Consider the following 15,680-nt stretch of genomic DNA (forward strand, 5'->3'; position numbering starts at 1 on the left):
CGCCGATCGCGCACCTTTTTCGGTGAGGGACCGAAGTCGGTGACATGACCGGAGCACGCGTCGGATCGGCGCTCACCGACGAGCAGGCGGCCGTCCGCGACCTCGTCGCGGAGTTCGCGGCCGAGGAGGTCCGCCCGACCGCGGCCGAGGCGGACGAGACGGAGACGTTCCCGGAGGAGGTGTGGGACGGGCTCGCGGAGCTGGGCCTGACCGGCCTCACCGTCCCGGAGGAGTACGGCGGCTTCGGCGCCGACGAGACGACCTACGCGGTCGCCAACGAGGCGCTGGCGCACGGGTCGCTCGCGGTCGCCACCGCGCTGTCCGTCCACTGCCTCGCGACCTCCTGTATCGCCGAGTTCGGCACGGAGGCGCAGCGCGAGGCGTGGCTCCCGGAGATGGCGGAGACGGGCCGCCCGGTCGGGATGTTCTGCCTCTCCGAGCCGCACGCGGGGTCGAACCCGGCGCAGATGTCGACGACCGCGACGTACGATCCCGAGGCCGACGAGTACGCGCTGAACGGCGAGAAGCAGTGGATCACGAACGGGAAGCGGGGCGGGGTCGCGGTCGTCTTCGCCAAGGTCGTCGACGACGAGCGCGACTCCGACGACGACGCCGTCACGCAGTTCCTCGTTCCCGCCGACGCCGACGGGTTCGAGGTCGGCAAGAAGGAGGAAAAGCTGGGGCTCCGCGCCTCGGACACGACCGGGATCACCTTCGACGACTGCCGGATCCCCGCCGAGAACCGGCTCACCGAGCCGGGGAAGGGGCTCTCCGCGGCCTTCCGGACGCTCACAGAGGGGCGGATCGGCATCGCGGCGCAGGCGGTCGGCGTCGCGCAGGCCGCGCTCGACGAGGCGAAGTCGTACGCCGAGGAGCGCGAGCAGTTCGACCGCCCGATCGGCGACATTCAGACGATCCGGCACAAGCTCGCGGAGATGTCGACCGACGTGTCGGCCGCGCGGCTGCTCGTCCGCGAGGCCTGCCGGCAGGCGGAGGCGGGCGAGGACTACCGCGTCGCCGCCTCGAAGGCGAAGTACCGCGCGAGCGAGGCCGCGATGTCGGTGACGAACGAGGCGGTCCAGGTCCACGGCGGCTACGGCTACACGACCGAGTTCGACGTCGAGCGCCTCTACCGCGACGCGAAGATCACCGAGATATACGAGGGGACGACCGAGATCCAGAAGACGATCATCGCCCGCGGGGTGTTCGGGGAGTGAGCGCGGTCGACTCGCGGCTCGCCGGCTACGACGCGGTCGTCTACGACCTCGACGGCACGCTCGTCGAGCTCGCGGTCGACTGGGACGCGGTCGCGGAGGCGGTCCTCGACGTGTACGCCGAGCGCGCGCTGATCCCTCCGACCGAGGAGCTGTGGGGGTTACTCGGCGCGGCCGACGACTACGGGATCCGGGAGGCCGTCGAGGAGGCGATCGCGCTCCACGAGCGCGCCGGCGCCCGCGAGTCGACCCGGCTCCCGCTCGGCGACCGGCTCGCGGCCGGCGGCCCGGAGGGCGCGGTCGGCTCGCCGCCCAGCGCCGGCGTCTGCTCGCTCAACTGCGAGGAGGCGTGTCGGATCGCGGTCGAGACGCACGGGATCGCCGACGCGATCGCCGGGGACGCCGTCGTCGGCCGCGACACCGTCGGGAGCCACAAGCCGGACCCGGCGTCCCTGCTCGCGGCGATCGACCGGCTCGGCGCCGCCCCGGAGGACGCGCTGTTCGTCGGCGACTCGCGGCGGGACGCGGTCGCCGCCGAGCGGGGCGGCGTCGACTTCGCGTGGGCCGCGGACTTGCTCGCCGAGTAGCGGCACGGATCGTCGCACCGCGGGGCCGGCGCGCGTCGCCCCGACTCACCCAGTCTCGCCGTCGTCATCTCTCTCTTCCGTTTCGCCGTCCTCACTGCCTGCTTCGGGCCCGGCGTCGTCGCCGCCTGCTTCGGGCTCGGCGTCGTCGTCGGCCGATCCGCCGTCGCCGGCGTCGTTCCGCCTCGCGTACACCGCGACGGCGACCGCGGTGACGAACCAGATGGGGGCGCCGACCCGGACCGCGAACGCGGCCCGCGCGCCCCACGACTCCAGCGCGACGGTCGTCGACAGCAGGGCCACGACGGGGGCGCCGACGAGGATGGTGACGACGAACGTCGTCTGCATCACCCACGCGTAGTCGATCCCCTCGTACTCGGCCCGCTCGACTGGTTGCACGCCACGGGCTCGGCGGCGGAGCGGCAAATCGGTGGCGGTCGGTCGGGGCGCCGACGCGTCCGGCGGCGACGGCGCGGCCGACTCGCTGTCCGGTTCCCGACGATTTTAGGGCGGTGCGCGGCCGACTCCGAGGCATGACCACGACGCGGGGACTCCGGGACGCCGAGGATCCGATCACGATGCTCACCGCCTACGACGCCCCGACGGCGGCGATCGTCGACGAGGCCGGGATCGACGTCGTCCTCGTCGGTGACAGCATGGGCAACGCCGCCCTGGGCTACGACTCCACGCTCCCCGTGACGTTCGACGAGGTCGCGAGCCGCACCGCGGCGGTCGCGCGCGCGACCGACGACGCCCTCGTCGTCGCCGACATGCCGTTCCTCTCCTTCGGCGTCGACGAGGCCGAGTCGGTCCGGAACGCCGGCCGCCTGCTGAAGGAGGCGAACGCGGACGCGGTGAAGATCGAGAGCGGCCCCCACACCGTCGAGACGACCCGCCGGATGACCGAGGTCGGGATCCCGGTGATGGCGCACCTCGGCCTGACGCCCCAGCACGTGAACCGGCTCGGCGGCTACACCCGGCAGGGGACCGAGCAGGACGCCGCCGAGGAGATAATCGAGCTGGCGGGCGGGCACGCCGACGCGGGGGCGTTCGCGCTCGTGTTGGAGCACGTCCCCGCGAACCTCGCGGGCGCGGTGACCGAGGCGCTCGACATCCCGACGATCGGCATCGGTGCGGGCTCCGACTGCGACGGGCAGGTGCTCGTGATCAACGACGCGGTCGGCCTCGGCGAGTGGTCGCCGCCGTTCGCGAAGCAGTTCGGCGACGTGCGCGGCGAGATGGTCGGCGCCGTCGAGGCGTACCGGGAGGCCGTGACGAGCGGCGAGTTCCCGGCCGAAGAGCACTCGCACGTCGAGGAGGATCTCGGGGACCTGTACTGAGCCGGCTCGCTCGACCGCGGCTCAGACGGGGAGGAACCCGAGCGCCGCCGGCAGGTCGCTCGGGTCCATCTGCGTGACCGTGACGTAGAGGACGGTGAAGATCACGGCGTTGTGGAGGCCGTGGAGCAGCGCCGGGACCACGAGGTTCTCCGTGTACTCGTACACCGCGCCGAACACGAGGCTCGGCACGAACAGGATGGCGACGGTCGTGAGCCGGGCCGAGAGCCCGCCGGTCAGCGCCATCACGTGGATGGTCGCGAAGATGGCGGCCGAGAGCAGGATCGACGGCGCCGCCGGCAGCGACTCGCGGAGCCGCCCCTGGACGACGCCGCGGTAGAGGATCTCCTCGCAGGGGCCGATGACGAGGAACGACGCGGCGACGAACAGCGGGATGATCGCCGGGTTCCCCATCGCCAGCTCCGCGCTCTGGTTCGCAGCCGTCTCCGTCCCGAGCAGCTGGACGATAGTCGAGACCACGAGGACCAAGATTAAGATTACGACCCAGCTGCCGAGGACGATCCCGAGCTCCTTGAGGCTCGGCACCCGGACGCCGAGGTACGAGACGATCCCACGCCGGTCGAGGCCGCGCCACGCGAGGTACCCCACCGCGAGCCCGCCGAAGGCGACGTACTGGCCGAGTATCAGCGTGAGCACGACGCTCGCGACCAGCGAGAGCCCGCCGGCCGCGGCGTCGATCGCGAAGACCGCGACGCCGCTCGCGAGCGCGATCACGGGGCCGAGGACGCCGAGAAGCAGGGCGGTCGCGACCGCGACGGCCGGCGACCCGCCGGCGTCCCCCGGGCCGCCCGCGTCGTCGGCGACGGGGTCGGGGTCGACGTCGTCGAACTCGTCGTGAACCCCGCCGTCCGGGGACGCGTCGCGGCTGGAGGGATCTGTCATCGCCCGGAGTAGGCGGCGCTCGGCAAAATGGTTGTCCGTGTCGGAAGCGTCGCGGACGGTCGCCTCGCCGGCGTCCGCGCGCCGGTCACCGGCGGAGCAGCTCGTACCACAGCACCGCAGTGACGGCCCGGCCGTCGCGCAGCCCGTCGTCGACGACCGCGGCGAGCAGGTCGTCGTACGGCACCGTCTCGACCGAGATCGACTCGTTGTGGTCCAGGTCGCGGTCGGCGGTCGGCTCGCAGCCGGTCGCCAGCACGTGGTGGTGAACCGCGTTCGCCATCCCGTTCGTCGGCTCGACGGTCGTCAGCCGCTCGAACGAGTCGGCCTCGTACCCGGTCTCCTCGGCCAGCTCGCGGGCCGCGGCGCGCTCCACCGCCTCGTCGGTGACGCCGCCGTCCGCGCCCCCGTCTCCGTCTTCGGGCTCCATCGTCCCCGCGGGGATTCCGCGGTTCACGCGCCCGACGGCCTGCCGCCACTCGTCGATGACGACGGCGTCGCCGTCGGGCGTCAGCGGCAGCACCACGACCGCCGGCGGCTCGTCGACGTAGTGGAACCCGTCGGTCTCGCCGTCCGGGAACCGCACCTCGTCGCGCCGCACGTCGAAGCCGGGGCAGGTGTAGTCGACGGCCGAGCCGAGCGTCTCCCACGCGAGGTCGTCGGGGTCGTCCATGGTCGCGGTCGTCGCTCGGCGCGTAAATACCCGGCCGTCGCGCGGTCCCGGACGCACCGACTCGGGCTCCGTCGCGCGCCCCGGACGCGCGCTCCCGCCGCCCGTCACGCGTCTCGGACGCGCCCGACGACGAGGCGGCCCGCCGTCCCGGCGGCCCAGCCGAGGGTGCCCGCCGCGAGCGCGGCGGCCCCGATCACGGTGAGGCCGTCGACCGCGAGGAGGGCGACGACCCGCTCGCCGAGCGAGCGCCCGGAGAGCCCCAGCAGGTAGTGGTCGACGCGGTGGCCGAGGAGCGCGGCGACGGCGGCCGCCCACGAGGCGACCAGTCCGCTCCGCCGGACCGCGAGCGCCGCGGCCGCGAGCAGGCCGACGGCGGTCGCGTCCCCGGCGACGAGGATCACTCCGCCCGCGACCTCGAAGACGCCGACCGCGTAGGCGACGAAGACGAGCGCGAAACAAAGCGGCGGCGCGGCGAGCCGCGGGTCGGGTCGCGGGCGGTCGCGGTCGGAGCCGAAGAGGAGCGCGCGCGGGGTGGGCATGCGCGACCGATCTCCGTCGCGGCCGAAAAACCTTAGCGCGCCGGCGGCGGTCGCTCGGGGCGCTCAGCCCCAGTCGCCGAGCGACGCCTGTCCCTCGTCGGCGTCTCGGCGGTCGCGCTCGGCGGTCGGCTCCTCCCCGTCGCCCCGGTCCGGCGGGCCGTCGACCCAGTCGGTGAGCTTGCCGCCGTCGCCCGCCCCGCCGCGCTCGCGACCGCTCCGTCGCTCGGAGTCGCCCCGGCGCTCGCGCCCGCCCCGGCGCTCGCGATCGCCGTCGTCCCCCGCCGCCTCGAACCCGCCGAGCGTCGCCTGATCGGTCTCAGCGAAGTCGAGCTTGGAGACGCGGACGCCCAGCTTGCGGACCCGCGTCTCGTCGAACTCGCCGAGGAGGTCGAGCGCCACCTCCTCGACGAGGTCCGGGTCGTCGACGGGCCCGGGGAGGCTCCGCGCTCGGGTGTTCACGTCGAAGGGGGGCTCGACCGCCTTGATCCCGATGGTGCGGTAGAGGCAGCCGCGCTCGCGGGCGCGGCGGGCCACGTCCGCGGCGAGCGCCGTCACGGTCTCGTGCTTCGTCGCCTCGTCGGCGGTCGTCGGCAGCGCCGACTCGCGCGAGAGGCTCTTCGGGAGGCCGGTCGGCGTCACCTCGCGGTCGTCGTCGCCCGCGGCGCGCCGGGAGAGTTCCGGGCCGCGCTCGCCGAGTTCCTCGGCGAGGCGGTCGCGGTCGGCGGCCGCGAGGTCGCCCGCGGTCTCGATCCCGAGGTCCGCCAGCGTCTCCTCGGTCACGGGACCGACGCCGTGGACGTCGGCCGTCGGCAGCGGCGCGAGGAACTCGGCGACCGACCCCGGCGGTACGACGACGAGGCCGTCGGGCTTGTCGGCGTCGCTGGCGACCTTCGCGGCCGACATGTTCGGCGCGACGCCGACGCTCGCCGGCACGCCCGCCTCGCGCTCGATCCGGTCTTTCACGTGGCGGGCGTACCCCTCGGCGAGCGTCCGCGCCTCGCTCGGCCCCGCGGCGCCGCTCGGCGGCGGGTCGTCCGGGTCGTCGCCCGCGACCGCCCACGAGGTCCGGTCGGTGACGTCGAGGTACGCCTCGTCGATGCTCACCTCGCGGCGGGTGTCGGCGCAGTCGCGGAGCACCGCCTTCACCTCGCTCGCGACCTCCTCGTAGAAGTCGAGGTCGACGGGGAGGTACCGGCCGGTCTCGGCCGGGTCCGGCGCGTCCGGGTCGTCGGGGTCGGCGTCGGCGCGACGGGGAAGCAGCTCCAGGGCCTCCGAGATCGGCATCGCGCTGTCGACGCCGAACGCGCGGGCCTCGTAGCTCGCGGTCGCGACCGCGCCGATCGACTCGCCCGGCTCGTACCCCATCCCGACCACGACGGGCTCGCCCGCGAGGTCGGGGTGCCGCAGCCGCTCGCAGGAGGCGTAAAAGCAGTCCATGTCGACGTGACAGACGACGCGGTCCGCGCCGTCGTCCCCGTCGTCGCCGGCGCCCGGGAGCGTCTCCCCGGCGACGGGCGTCCCGCCGGTCATCGCGTTCGGCTCCGCGCTCCGCGGACTTAAGAATCAGCCACGCGCGCCGGAAGTGGACGCCGCCCCCGCCTGAGCGGGCCCGGATCCAGATCCGATAGCCGGGGCGGTAGTCGTTTATTACGCACGGCCCTAACGTCGCGTATGCCCAGAGCGATCGACGTGCTACACGTCGACGACGACCCCTCGGTCCTCGACCTCACGGAGGCGTACTTCGAGCGCGAGCTCGACGCGGTCTCGGTGACGAGCGTGACCGACCCGGAGGAGGCGTTAGACCGACTCGGCGAGGGCGCCTTCGACTGCGTCGTCAGCGACTACGACATGCCCGCGATGGACGGGCTGGAGTTCTTCGACACCCTCCGCGATCGCCACCAGAAGGTCCCCTTCGTGTTGTACACCGGCAAGGGGAGCGAAGAGATCGCGAGCCAGGCGCTCAACGCCGGCGTCACCGGCTACTTCCAGAAGGGCGGTCCCGAGCAGCTCCGCCGGCTCGCGAACCGCGTCGACCAGGCGGTCGAGGAGCACCGGACGAAGGAGATCGCCGACCGCTACTCGACGGTCATCGAGGCGCTCGGCTACCCGGTCTACGTCGTCGACGAGACCGGCGAGTTCCGGTTCGTCAACGAGCCGTTCGCCGAGCTCACCGGGTACGACCGCGAGGAGATCATCGGCGAGACGCCCGGGTTCATCAAGGACGACGCCGCGGTTCAGGAGGCGGAAGACCGGCTCGGAACGATCCTCTCGTCCGACGGGCCCGACGTCCAGCACTTCGGCGTCGACATCGTCCCCAAGGAGGGCGAGCCGATCCCCTGCCGGGACCACATGGCGGCGCTCCCGTACGAGGGCGAGTCGTTCGACGGCAGCGTCGGCATCCTCCGCGACGTGTCCGACGAGCGCGAGCGCCGCGAGGAACTGGAGACGAAGACCCGCGCGCTCGACGAGGCGCCCGTCGGGATCACCATCACGGACCCCGAACAGGAGGACAACCCGATGGTGTACGTCAACGACCGCTTCGTCGAGATGACGGGGTACGACCGCGAGGAGTCGATCGGGGTCAACTGCCGGTTCCTTCAGGGGCCGGACACCAAGGAAGCGTCGGTTCAGGAGCTCCGCGAGGCGATCGACGCCGAGGAGTCGACGAGCGTCGAGCTGTTGAACTACCGGAAGGACGGGACGGAGTTCTGGAACCGCGTGAGCATCGCCCCGATCAGCGACGCGGACGGCACCGTGACGCACTGGGTCGGCTTCCAGGAGGACATCACGGAGTTCAAGGAGCGCGAGGCGGCGCTCGAACGGCAGAACGACCGGCTCGACTCCTTCGCGAGCATCGTCTCGCACGACCTTCGGAACCCCCTCAACGTCGCGCAGGGGCGCGTCGAGCTGGCCCGCGAGGTGTCGGACGACGCCGCGAACCTCGACGCCGCGCTCGACGCGCTCGAACGGATGGAGTCGATCGTCGAGCGCACGCTCACCCTCGCGCGGGAGGGGGAGACGGTCGGCGACCCGGAACACGTCGACCTCGCGGACGTCGTCGCCGACAGCTGGTCGACCGTCGACACCGCCGACGCGACGCTCTCCGTCGAGACGGAGCGCGAGGTGCTCGCCGACCCCGACCGGCTCCGGAACCTCTTCGAGAACCTGATTCGCAACGCGGTCGACCACGTCGGCGGGGACGTCTCGATCCGCGTCGGCGACCTCTCCGACGGCTTCTACGTCGAGGACGACGGGCCGGGGATCGACTCCGCAGTCGCCGACTCCCTCTTCGAGCCCGGCGAGAGCGACTCCGGGGGAAACACCGGGTTCGGACTCGCGATCGTCCAGGAGATCGCCACCGCGCACGGCTGGACCGTCGACGCGACGACCGGCGCGGACGGCGGCGCGCGGTTCGAGGTCCGCGGGGTCGACAAGCGGACGCCCGCGACGGCCTGAGCGCTGTCCGGCCCTCTGCCCCGCCACTCCGCCCCGGGCGACCGCCGACCCGCCCGAAAGCGGATCGACTCCCCCCGTTCACAAGCGCCTTTATCCTCCGTTCCGAACTCGGAGTGAATGGGGTCGCTCACCGACATCGCCGAGACCGACCGGCGCGTGATCGTGCTGGCGCTCGCGCGGATGGTCGGCGCGGCCGGGAACTCCTTCCTCATCGTCGTCCTCCCGCTGTACATCACGAGCGACGTGGTCGACATCGAGGGGCTCCTCGGCGCGGAGATCGGGGTCGGCGCCGCCGCGGTCACGCTGACCGAGCCGCTGCTCATCGGGATCGTCCTCTCGCTTTTCGGCTTCCTCAACAGCCTCTCGCAGCCGTTCACCGGGCGGCTGTCCGACCGGGTCGGCAGGAGACGCCCCTTCGTCCTCGCCGGTATCCTCCTCCTCGGGACCGCGAGCGGGCTGTACACGGTCGCGACGAGCTATCCCGTGCTGGTCGCGCTGCGCGCGGTCCAGGGGCTCGGCGCGGCGCTCATCATCCCCGCGACGGTCGCCCTCGTGAACGAGTACGCCGCGAGCGACACCGACCGCGGCGGGAACTTCGGCGTGTACAACACCTTCCGCCTCATCGGCTTCGGCTTCGGGCCCGTCCTCGCGGGCGCCGTCGTCGAGGCCGGGCCGTACGACCTCTCGGCGGTCGGGCTCCCGGTCCTCGACGGCTTCGACGCGGCGTTCGTCGCGGCCTGCGCCGGGGCGTACCTCAGCTTCACGCTCGTGTTCTTCCTCGTCCGCGACGCCGACGTCGAGGCCGAGGCGGGCGACGACGTGTCGATCCGGGTCCGCGGCGAGGACCGCCTGCTCGACCCCGTGTTCACGCTGGGGCTCGCGACCGTCGCCATGGGCGCGTGTATCGCGCTGTTCGCGACGCTCCAGAACCAGGTGAACGTCCGCTTGGACCAGGCGCCGATCTGGTTCGGCGCCCAGTTCGCGGCCGTGACGATCGCCAACGTGATCTTCCAGGTCCCGGTGGGACGCGCCAGCGACCGGATCGGCCGCCGGCCGTTCCTGCTCGCCGGGTTCGTCCTCCTCGTCCCGACCACCCTCCTCCAGGGGATCGTGACGGAGCCGGCGCTGATGATGCTCATCCGCCTCGGGCAGGGGATCGCGGTCGCGTGCGTGTTCGCGCCGTCGCTCGCGCTCGCCGGTGACCTCGCCCGCGAGGGCGAGTCGGGGACGACCCTCTCCGTGCTCACCATGGGCTTCGGCTTCGGCGTCGCCCTGGGGCCCCTCGCCTCCGGCTGGCTCTACGGCTTCGGCTTCGTCGTCCCGTTCGCGGTCGGGGCCGCGGCCGCCGCGCTCGGCCTCGTCGCGGTGTTCACGCAGGTCGAGGAGACGCTCGACGTCGGCGACGAGCCGAGCGCCGCGGCGGGCGCGGACTGAGCGGGGGAGAGGGTGGACTGAGCGAGCGCCGGGGCGACCCCCAGCGGTTTTAGTCGGTCGCGGCCGAACCGCTCGGCGTGTCGAGCGACCGCCTCCGCTGCGTCGAGTGCCGCGAGCCGATCCCCGCCGACGCGCGGATCTGCCCGCACTGCCGGACCATCCAGCCCTCCCCGCTGCTGGACGTGGGCGTCGTCGTCGCCGGCGTGTTCGCGCTGCTGTTCGGCGTCGTCCTAACGGTGATGACCGTCGGGACCAGCCGCCTCCTCGGGTTCGTCCTGCTCGTCGTCGGCTTCGGGCTGGCCGTCGGCGGCTACACGCGCTACCTCGACCGACAGGCCGCGAGTCGGGCGCGGTGACGGCGGGTCGCGCCTCGGGTCGCGCGCTTCCCGTCGCCGCGGCTACGACAATTTAAGTACCAGCGCGCGCCACTTCACGGACATGCTCACCCCACTCAACGGCGGTCTGGTCCTCGCGGGGCTGGCGCTCGCGTTCGTCGGCGCGGCGGTCTCCGTCTACGCGGTGACGCTGACGGGGCTGCTCGTCGGCGCCGGCGCCGGCTACCTGTTCGCGCCGAACGTGGTCGGGCTCGTCGCGGTCGACGGCGCGGTCCTGACCGCCGGCGCGGTCGCGGTCGGCGGCCTCCTCGGCGGCTTCCTCGCGTACGCCGGGCTCTCGTTCGCGGTGCTGGGAATCGGCGCCGTGGTCGGCGGGTTCGCCGGGCGGTTCGCGGTGGGTCCGTTCTACGCGACCGACGCGGCGGGGCTCGAGGGGACGGCGCTGCTCGTCGGCGCGACGCTGGCCGGCGTCGCGGTCGGCGCGCTGTTCGGGTTCGTCCTCACGCGGACGACGCTCGTGGTCTCGACGGCGCTCATCGGCGCGGCGTTCGCCTCCCGGTCGCTCACGCCGGCGAGCTTCGAGACCGCCGCCGCGGAGACGACCGTCGAGCCCCTCCTCTTCGACCTCTCCGCGCCCGCGTTCCTCGCGGTGTTCGCCCTCGGGACGCTCTCGCAGCTCGGACTCTTCCGGTTCGGCTACGTGACGAAGCTCGTCGGGCTGCTGCCCGGCGCGCGCCGGTGGACGGCCGACGACGACCGCGACGGCGGCGCGAAGGGCGCGTAGCGCCCTTCGGGAACTGATCTCCGACTACTCGTACTCGTAGAAGCCGCGGCCGGTCTTCTTGCCGAGGTCGCCCGCCTCGACCTTGCGCTTGAGGAGGTACGCCGGCTTGTAGCGGTCGCCGAGCTCGTCGTGGAGCGTCTCGCTGGCGTCGAGCGCCACGTCGAGGCCGATGTGGTCGGCGAGTTCGAGCGGGCCCATCGGGACGTTCGTGCCGAGCTTCATCCCGCGGTCGATGTCGGCCTTGTCGGCGACCCCCTCGTCGTACGCGCGGATCCCTTCGTTGATCCACGGCATCAGGATCCGGTTGGTGACGAAGCCGGGCTTGTCGTCGGCCTCCCACGTCTCCTTGCCGAGGTCCTCGGCGAAGGCGTGCGCGAAGTCGACGACCGCGGGGTCGGTGCGTTCGCCGACGACGACCTCGACGCCGTCCATGATCGGGACGGGGTTCATGAAGTGGAGGCCGACCACGTCGCTCGCGCGGTCGGTCGCGCTCGCGATGGTGGTGATAGACAGCGTGGAGGTGTTCGTCGCGAGGACGACGCCGTCGTCGGTGACGCGGTCGAGGTCGCCGAACACGTCGCGTTTCACGTCGAGGTCCTCGATCACGGCCTCGATAACGAGGTCGGCGGCCGCGAGGTCGTCGAGGTCGGTCGTGCCGGTGATTCGGTCGCGGATCGCGTCCGGCTCTTCGTCGAGCGCGTCCTTCGCGGCCAGCCGGTCGAGGCTGTCCTCCACGCTGTCGAGGCCGCGCTCGACGTACTCCGCCTCCACGTCGCGCATCACCACGTCGTAGCCCGCGGTCGCCGCGACCTGCGCGATCCCGTTGCCCATCGTCCCGGCCCCCACGACACCGATCGCGTCGACCTCAGAGAGTGACGGCATGCCATGTCCAACCCCCGCGCGGATCGTAAGTATTGCGGAGGCGACGCGGCTCCGCGTCCCGGCCGCGGCGACACGTCACGGACGCGTTACGGTCCCGCTAATTATCATTCAGCGTCGTCGTCGGGGGAAGATTCTTAAGAACGTCCGCTAAGTTTAAATCGAGATGAACGACGAGGCCGCGGACCGCGGGCGCGAAGAACTCGTCGACCTCAAGTGGATCGGGCCGGCGACCGAGAGGGTTCTCTCGGATGCCGACCTGACCGCCGCCACACTCCGAGAGAAAGGCGTCTCGTACCGCGGCCTCGTCGACGCCGGCGTGAACCCCGGCGTCGCGGCGAAGATCCGTCGCGAGCACTCCCTGTCGTGGTCGTTCGAGGCCGGCGACGGACTCGACCGCCGCTCATCGCAGGTCCGCGGACTCGGCAGCGAGGAAGCGGCTTGGGTGGCCGCCAGCGCCGGCGACTGGGCGTCCGACGGCTCCGAACCGGTCGACCCCGAACCGGACGACGCGGGCGACGGTGCGGACTCGACTACGGGCGACTGGGAGGCAACCGGCGACTGGCCGTCGGTCGGTGGCGCTGCCGACGCTCCCCCGAGCGACGACGACGCGCTCGACGACGCCGCGGCGGCCGACGGAAGCGGTGACCCCGCCGCGGCCGAGGCGGCGTGGCGCAAGCGGTCAGCGCCGACGCCGCTGTCGACGCTCTCGGCGGTCGCCGACGACGGGAACGCGGTCGACTTACTGGCGGACGCCGGGATCAACTCCGTCCGGAGCCTCGCAGCGGCGGATCCCGACCGCGTCGCCGACGTGTTAGCGCTCGACCCTGACCGTGTCAACCGCTGGCACGCAGCGGCGCGCGATGCCCAACACTGACTCACCCCGCCCGCGATCCGCTGCGAAGAGTTTCAGACACCGTTCATGACGGCCAGAAATTTACTATTCCCGTAGTGTTATTGTTATCTAATATCCACGCGAAGGGGCAGTAGCGGCCTCATTTCAGCCACTCTCTCGACGGAACGGTCGCCGTTCACGGCGGTGTTCAGATAAGGTTTGAAATGTGAGGCGGTGCGTTTTCAAAGTGTTCTATGCCCGAAAACGACCGCCTCAGCGGCTGTTTAGACGAGATCAACTTAGAGTTTGTGGAGCGAGAGGCAACACCGCAGCTATTGATGAAGCTCAGTATTCAGCTTCATTTAGCAGGATTATCGCTTTCGAATACTGTTTCGTTTCTTGAGGTATTCGGTGTTGAAAGAGTTCGATCAACCGTTCATAACTGGGTTCACAAAGCCGATCTACAGCCGGAATCTGGTCGGAGCCCGAATCACGTCGCGGTCGATGAGACGGTGATTCGACTTGACGATGAACAATATTGGCTGTACGCTGCTGTCGATCCGGAAACGAACGATCTGCTCCACACACAGCTTGAGCCGACGACAAATAACGCCCTCGCGGATCGGTTTTTCGCTGATCTCCGTGACAAACACGACATAGATGACGCAACAGTTCTCGTCGATGGATCAGCTTCACTTCAGCGAGCCTGTCGCAAACACGACCTCAATTTCAGATACGAACGACATGGAAATCGGAACAGCGTCGAACGTGTCTTTCGTGGGATAAAACGTCGAACTATCTGTTTCTCAAACTGTTTCAGTAACGCCGAAGCAGAAACTGCCGACAAGTGGCTCAGATCGTTCGCTTTCGCATGGAACCAGCTTATCTGAACACTACCCCATTCACCACCGTCCTTTTTATATATGTGTGCGTATGATTAGCCCGATGCTTCCTCACGCCGCCGACGACATCTCGCGCGACGGTAAGTCGCTCATCCTCGCGTACGACCACGGGCTCGAACACGGGCCGGTCGACTTCGAGCCGAACCCGGACACGGCGGACCCGGAGCGGGTCTTCGAGCTCGCCACCCACGAGGCGGTCACCTCGCTGGCCGTCCAGAAGGGGCTCGCGGAGGCGTACTACCCCCACTACGAGGACGAGGTGAACCTCCTGTTGAAGCTCAACGGGACCTCGAACCTCTGGATGGGCGAGCCGGACAGCGCGGTCAACTGTACGGCGGAGTACGCGGCCGAGCTGGGCGCCGACGCGGTCGGGTTCACCGTCTACGGCGGGTCGAACCACGAGGTCGAGATGGCCGAGGAGTTCCGCGAGGCCCAGGAGGGCGCCCGCGCACACGACATGGCCGTCGTCATGTGGTCGTACCCGCGCGGACAGGGGCTCCGCAACGACGGGAGCCCGGACGTGATCTCGTACGGCGCGCGGCTCGGCCTGGAGCTCGGCGCCGACGTGGTGAAGGTGAAGTACCCCGGCTCCGCCGAGGCGATGGGCGACGCCGTCGAGATGGCCGGGCCGGCCGACGTGGTGATGTCCGGCGGGACGATGCGCGACGATGAGGCGTTCCTCCGGAACGTCTCGAACGCCATCGACGCGGGGGCCACCGGCATCGCCGTCGGCCGCAACGTCTTCCAGCGCGACGAGCCCGAGCGCATCCTCGACGCGCTGGAGGCCGTGATCTTCGACGAGGTCGACCCGGCCGAGGCGCTGGCGATCGCCGAGAGCGACGACTGATGGCCTCCTCCGACCCGACCGTCGCGGCCGTCTTCGACGCGGTCGCGGCGACCGCCCCCGAGATCCGCGCGGCGCTCCCCGGCCGGCGCGTCGAGAGCGGGACGGAGAACGCCTCCGGCGAGTCGGTGCTGGCGGGCGACCTGTACGCCGACGAGCTGCTCGGCGAGGCGATCACCGCGGTCGACGGCGTCGGCTCGTTCGTCAGCGAGGAGCGCGAGGAGGCGGTCGACGCGGGCGGCGCGGTCGGGGGCGGGCCGGACGACGCCTACGCCGTGGCGATCGACCCCCTCGACGGCTCGTCGAACCTGCGGTCGAACAACGCGATGGGGACCGTCGTCGGGGTGTACGACGCCCCGCTTCCCGCGCGCGGCCGAGACCTCGTCGCGGCCGGCTACGTCCTCTACGGGCCGATCACGACGATGGTCGTCGCCGACGAGGCGGGCGTCCGCGAGGAGGTCGTCGAGCGCGCGCCCGACGGCGACGGGGTCGAGCGCTCGGTCGTCGAGGGCGATCTGACGCTCCCGGCGACGCCGACCGTCTACGGGTTCGGCGGGCGCGTCCCCGACTGGCCCGCCGACTTCCGCGCGTACGCCCGGGCGGTCGAGGACGACCTGAAGCTCCGCTACGGCGGCGCGATGGTCGGTGACGTGAACCAGGTGCTCACCTACGGCGGGGTGTTCGCGTACCCCGCGCTCCGGAGCGCGCCGGAGGGGAAGCTCCGCCTCCAGTTCGAGGCGAACCCCATCGCCTACGTCATCGAGCGCGCCGGGGGGGCCTCCTCGGACGGGACCGGTTCGATCCTCGACGTCGAGCCCGAGGCGGTCCACCAGCGCACGCCGCTGTACGTCGGCAACGAGGCGCTGATCGACCGGCTAGAGGCGGCGGTCGGCGACTAGGACGGCGACCGAGGCGGCGGCTCCGCGCGGGCGGTCCCGGCGGTCCGGGCCGAATCTCGCATGGA

At 71.4% G+C, this 15,680-nt stretch carries 17 protein-coding genes; 11 read left to right on the forward strand and 6 right to left on the reverse strand.

Annotated features, from left to right (window positions below):
* Window positions 1-44: 44 nt before the first annotated feature.
* Entirely contained in the window at window positions 45-1,217 is a 1,173-nt protein-coding gene (locus EXE48_RS06070; protein ID WP_137710988.1) for an acyl-CoA dehydrogenase family protein, read from the forward strand.
* The gene (locus EXE48_RS06075; protein WP_053770493.1) at window positions 1,214-1,801 is read left to right on the forward strand and encodes an HAD family hydrolase; all 588 of its coding nucleotides are present in this window, start codon (window positions 1,214-1,216) and stop codon (window positions 1,799-1,801) included. The genes EXE48_RS06070 and EXE48_RS06075 overlap by 4 nt, the downstream gene beginning before the upstream one ends.
* A gap of 45 nt (window positions 1,802-1,846) precedes the next feature.
* Here the strand turns inward: EXE48_RS06075 and EXE48_RS06080 are convergent, their stop codons facing one another.
* Window positions 1,847-2,197, reverse strand: a complete 351-nt coding sequence (locus EXE48_RS06080) for a DUF5822 domain-containing protein (protein WP_137710989.1) — start codon at window positions 2,195-2,197, stop codon at window positions 1,847-1,849.
* A 134-nt stretch (window positions 2,198-2,331) separates the two neighbouring features.
* Here EXE48_RS06080 and panB point away from each other — a divergent pair, with 134 nt between their 5' ends.
* Complete coding sequence (gene panB / locus EXE48_RS06085; protein ID WP_053770495.1) at window positions 2,332-3,138, forward strand: 3-methyl-2-oxobutanoate hydroxymethyltransferase; 807 nt, start codon at window positions 2,332-2,334, stop codon at window positions 3,136-3,138.
* Window positions 3,139-3,159: 21 nt separating this feature from the next.
* Here panB and EXE48_RS06090 read toward each other — a convergent pair whose 3' ends face one another.
* The 4 genes from EXE48_RS06090 to EXE48_RS06105 form a co-directional block, all read right to left on the reverse strand.
* Window positions 3,160-4,038, reverse strand: a complete 879-nt coding sequence (locus tag EXE48_RS06090; protein WP_053770496.1) for a CPBP family intramembrane glutamic endopeptidase — start codon at window positions 4,036-4,038, stop codon at window positions 3,160-3,162.
* A gap of 85 nt (window positions 4,039-4,123) precedes the next feature.
* Window positions 4,124-4,708, reverse strand: a complete 585-nt coding sequence (locus tag EXE48_RS06095; protein ID WP_053770497.1) for an NUDIX hydrolase — start codon at window positions 4,706-4,708, stop codon at window positions 4,124-4,126.
* Between the two features lie 104 nt (window positions 4,709-4,812).
* The gene (locus EXE48_RS06100; protein ID WP_137710990.1) at window positions 4,813-5,247 is read right to left on the reverse strand and encodes a hypothetical protein; all 435 of its coding nucleotides are present in this window, start codon (window positions 5,245-5,247) and stop codon (window positions 4,813-4,815) included.
* A gap of 63 nt (window positions 5,248-5,310) precedes the next feature.
* Window positions 5,311-6,777 carry a Y-family DNA polymerase gene (locus EXE48_RS06105; RefSeq protein ID WP_137710991.1) on the reverse strand — a complete coding sequence of 489 codons (1,467 nt, stop codon included), beginning with the start codon at window positions 6,775-6,777 and terminating at the stop codon, window positions 5,311-5,313.
* A 141-nt stretch (window positions 6,778-6,918) separates the two neighbouring features.
* On the opposite strand from EXE48_RS06105, the gene EXE48_RS06110 reads away from it, so the two are divergent.
* The 4 genes from EXE48_RS06110 (at window position 6,919) to EXE48_RS06125 (ending at window position 11,256) form a co-directional block, all read left to right on the forward strand.
* Window positions 6,919-8,703: a PAS domain S-box protein gene (locus EXE48_RS06110; protein ID WP_137710992.1), complete on the forward strand. Its 1,785-nt coding sequence runs from the start codon at window positions 6,919-6,921 to the stop codon at window positions 8,701-8,703.
* 117 nt (window positions 8,704-8,820) lie between these two features.
* Window positions 8,821-10,137, forward strand: a complete 1,317-nt coding sequence (locus EXE48_RS06115; protein ID WP_137710993.1) for an MFS transporter — start codon at window positions 8,821-8,823, stop codon at window positions 10,135-10,137.
* A 77-nt stretch (window positions 10,138-10,214) separates the two neighbouring features.
* Entirely contained in the window at window positions 10,215-10,493 is a 279-nt protein-coding gene (locus tag EXE48_RS06120) for a zinc ribbon domain-containing protein (protein WP_121600027.1), read from the forward strand.
* Between the two features lie 82 nt (window positions 10,494-10,575).
* Window positions 10,576-11,256 carry a phosphate ABC transporter permease gene (locus EXE48_RS06125; protein WP_137710994.1) on the forward strand — a complete coding sequence of 227 codons (681 nt, stop codon included), beginning with the start codon at window positions 10,576-10,578 and terminating at the stop codon, window positions 11,254-11,256.
* A gap of 24 nt (window positions 11,257-11,280) precedes the next feature.
* Here the strand turns inward: EXE48_RS06125 and EXE48_RS06130 are convergent, their stop codons facing one another.
* Window positions 11,281-12,138: a 3-hydroxyacyl-CoA dehydrogenase family protein gene (locus EXE48_RS06130; protein WP_121600029.1), complete on the reverse strand. Its 858-nt coding sequence runs from the start codon at window positions 12,136-12,138 to the stop codon at window positions 11,281-11,283.
* A gap of 163 nt (window positions 12,139-12,301) precedes the next feature.
* Here EXE48_RS06130 and EXE48_RS06135 point away from each other — a divergent pair, with 163 nt between their 5' ends.
* The 4 genes from EXE48_RS06135 (at window position 12,302) to EXE48_RS06150 (ending at window position 15,615) form a co-directional block, all read left to right on the forward strand.
* Window positions 12,302-13,012, forward strand: a complete 711-nt coding sequence (locus tag EXE48_RS06135) for a helix-hairpin-helix domain-containing protein (protein ID WP_121600030.1) — start codon at window positions 12,302-12,304, stop codon at window positions 13,010-13,012.
* Between the two features lie 212 nt (window positions 13,013-13,224).
* Window positions 13,225-13,860: an IS6 family transposase gene (locus EXE48_RS06140; RefSeq protein WP_137710995.1), complete on the forward strand. Its 636-nt coding sequence runs from the start codon at window positions 13,225-13,227 to the stop codon at window positions 13,858-13,860.
* Window positions 13,861-13,915: 55 nt separating this feature from the next.
* Window positions 13,916-14,719: a class I fructose-bisphosphate aldolase gene (locus EXE48_RS06145; protein ID WP_053770506.1), complete on the forward strand. Its 804-nt coding sequence runs from the start codon at window positions 13,916-13,918 to the stop codon at window positions 14,717-14,719.
* Complete coding sequence (locus EXE48_RS06150; RefSeq protein ID WP_137710996.1) at window positions 14,719-15,615, forward strand: class 1 fructose-bisphosphatase; 897 nt, start codon at window positions 14,719-14,721, stop codon at window positions 15,613-15,615. The genes EXE48_RS06145 and EXE48_RS06150 overlap by 1 nt, the downstream gene beginning before the upstream one ends.
* The last annotated feature ends 65 nt before the right edge of the window (window positions 15,616-15,680 follow it).

Source organism: Halorubrum sp. ASP1 (assembly GCF_005435135.1).
In the GTDB taxonomy this organism is placed as follows: domain Archaea; phylum Halobacteriota; class Halobacteria; order Halobacteriales; family Haloferacaceae; genus Halorubrum; species Halorubrum tropicale.

Bases quoted from the DNA above. Each gene is read 5' to 3' on its own strand.
- EXE48_RS06135 (WP_121600030.1), top strand. From the start codon at position 12,302: ATGAACGACGAGGCCGCGGACCGCGGGCGCGAAGAACTCGTCGACCTC.
- EXE48_RS06150 (WP_137710996.1), top strand. From the start codon at position 14,719: ATGGCCTCCTCCGACCCGACCGTCGCGGCCGTCTTCGACGCGGTCGCG.
- EXE48_RS06090 (WP_053770496.1), bottom strand. From the start codon at position 4,038: ATGACAGATCCCTCCAGCCGCGACGCGTCCCCGGACGGCGGGGTTCAC.
- EXE48_RS06110 (WP_137710992.1), top strand. From the start codon at position 6,919: ATGCCCAGAGCGATCGACGTGCTACACGTCGACGACGACCCCTCGGTC.
- EXE48_RS06145 (WP_053770506.1), top strand. From the start codon at position 13,916: ATGCTTCCTCACGCCGCCGACGACATCTCGCGCGACGGTAAGTCGCTC.
- EXE48_RS06125 (WP_137710994.1), top strand. From the start codon at position 10,576: ATGCTCACCCCACTCAACGGCGGTCTGGTCCTCGCGGGGCTGGCGCTC.
- EXE48_RS06130 (WP_121600029.1), bottom strand. From the start codon at position 12,138: ATGCCGTCACTCTCTGAGGTCGACGCGATCGGTGTCGTGGGGGCCGGG.
- EXE48_RS06100 (WP_137710990.1), bottom strand. From the start codon at position 5,247: ATGCCCACCCCGCGCGCGCTCCTCTTCGGCTCCGACCGCGACCGCCCG.
- EXE48_RS06095 (WP_053770497.1), bottom strand. From the start codon at position 4,708: ATGGACGACCCCGACGACCTCGCGTGGGAGACGCTCGGCTCGGCCGTC.
- EXE48_RS06140 (WP_137710995.1), top strand. From the start codon at position 13,225: ATGCCCGAAAACGACCGCCTCAGCGGCTGTTTAGACGAGATCAACTTA.
- EXE48_RS06115 (WP_137710993.1), top strand. From the start codon at position 8,821: ATGGGGTCGCTCACCGACATCGCCGAGACCGACCGGCGCGTGATCGTG.
- EXE48_RS06105 (WP_137710991.1), bottom strand. From the start codon at position 6,777: ATGACCGGCGGGACGCCCGTCGCCGGGGAGACGCTCCCGGGCGCCGGC.
- panB (WP_053770495.1), top strand. From the start codon at position 2,332: ATGACCACGACGCGGGGACTCCGGGACGCCGAGGATCCGATCACGATG.
- EXE48_RS06070 (WP_137710988.1), top strand. From the start codon at position 45: ATGACCGGAGCACGCGTCGGATCGGCGCTCACCGACGAGCAGGCGGCC.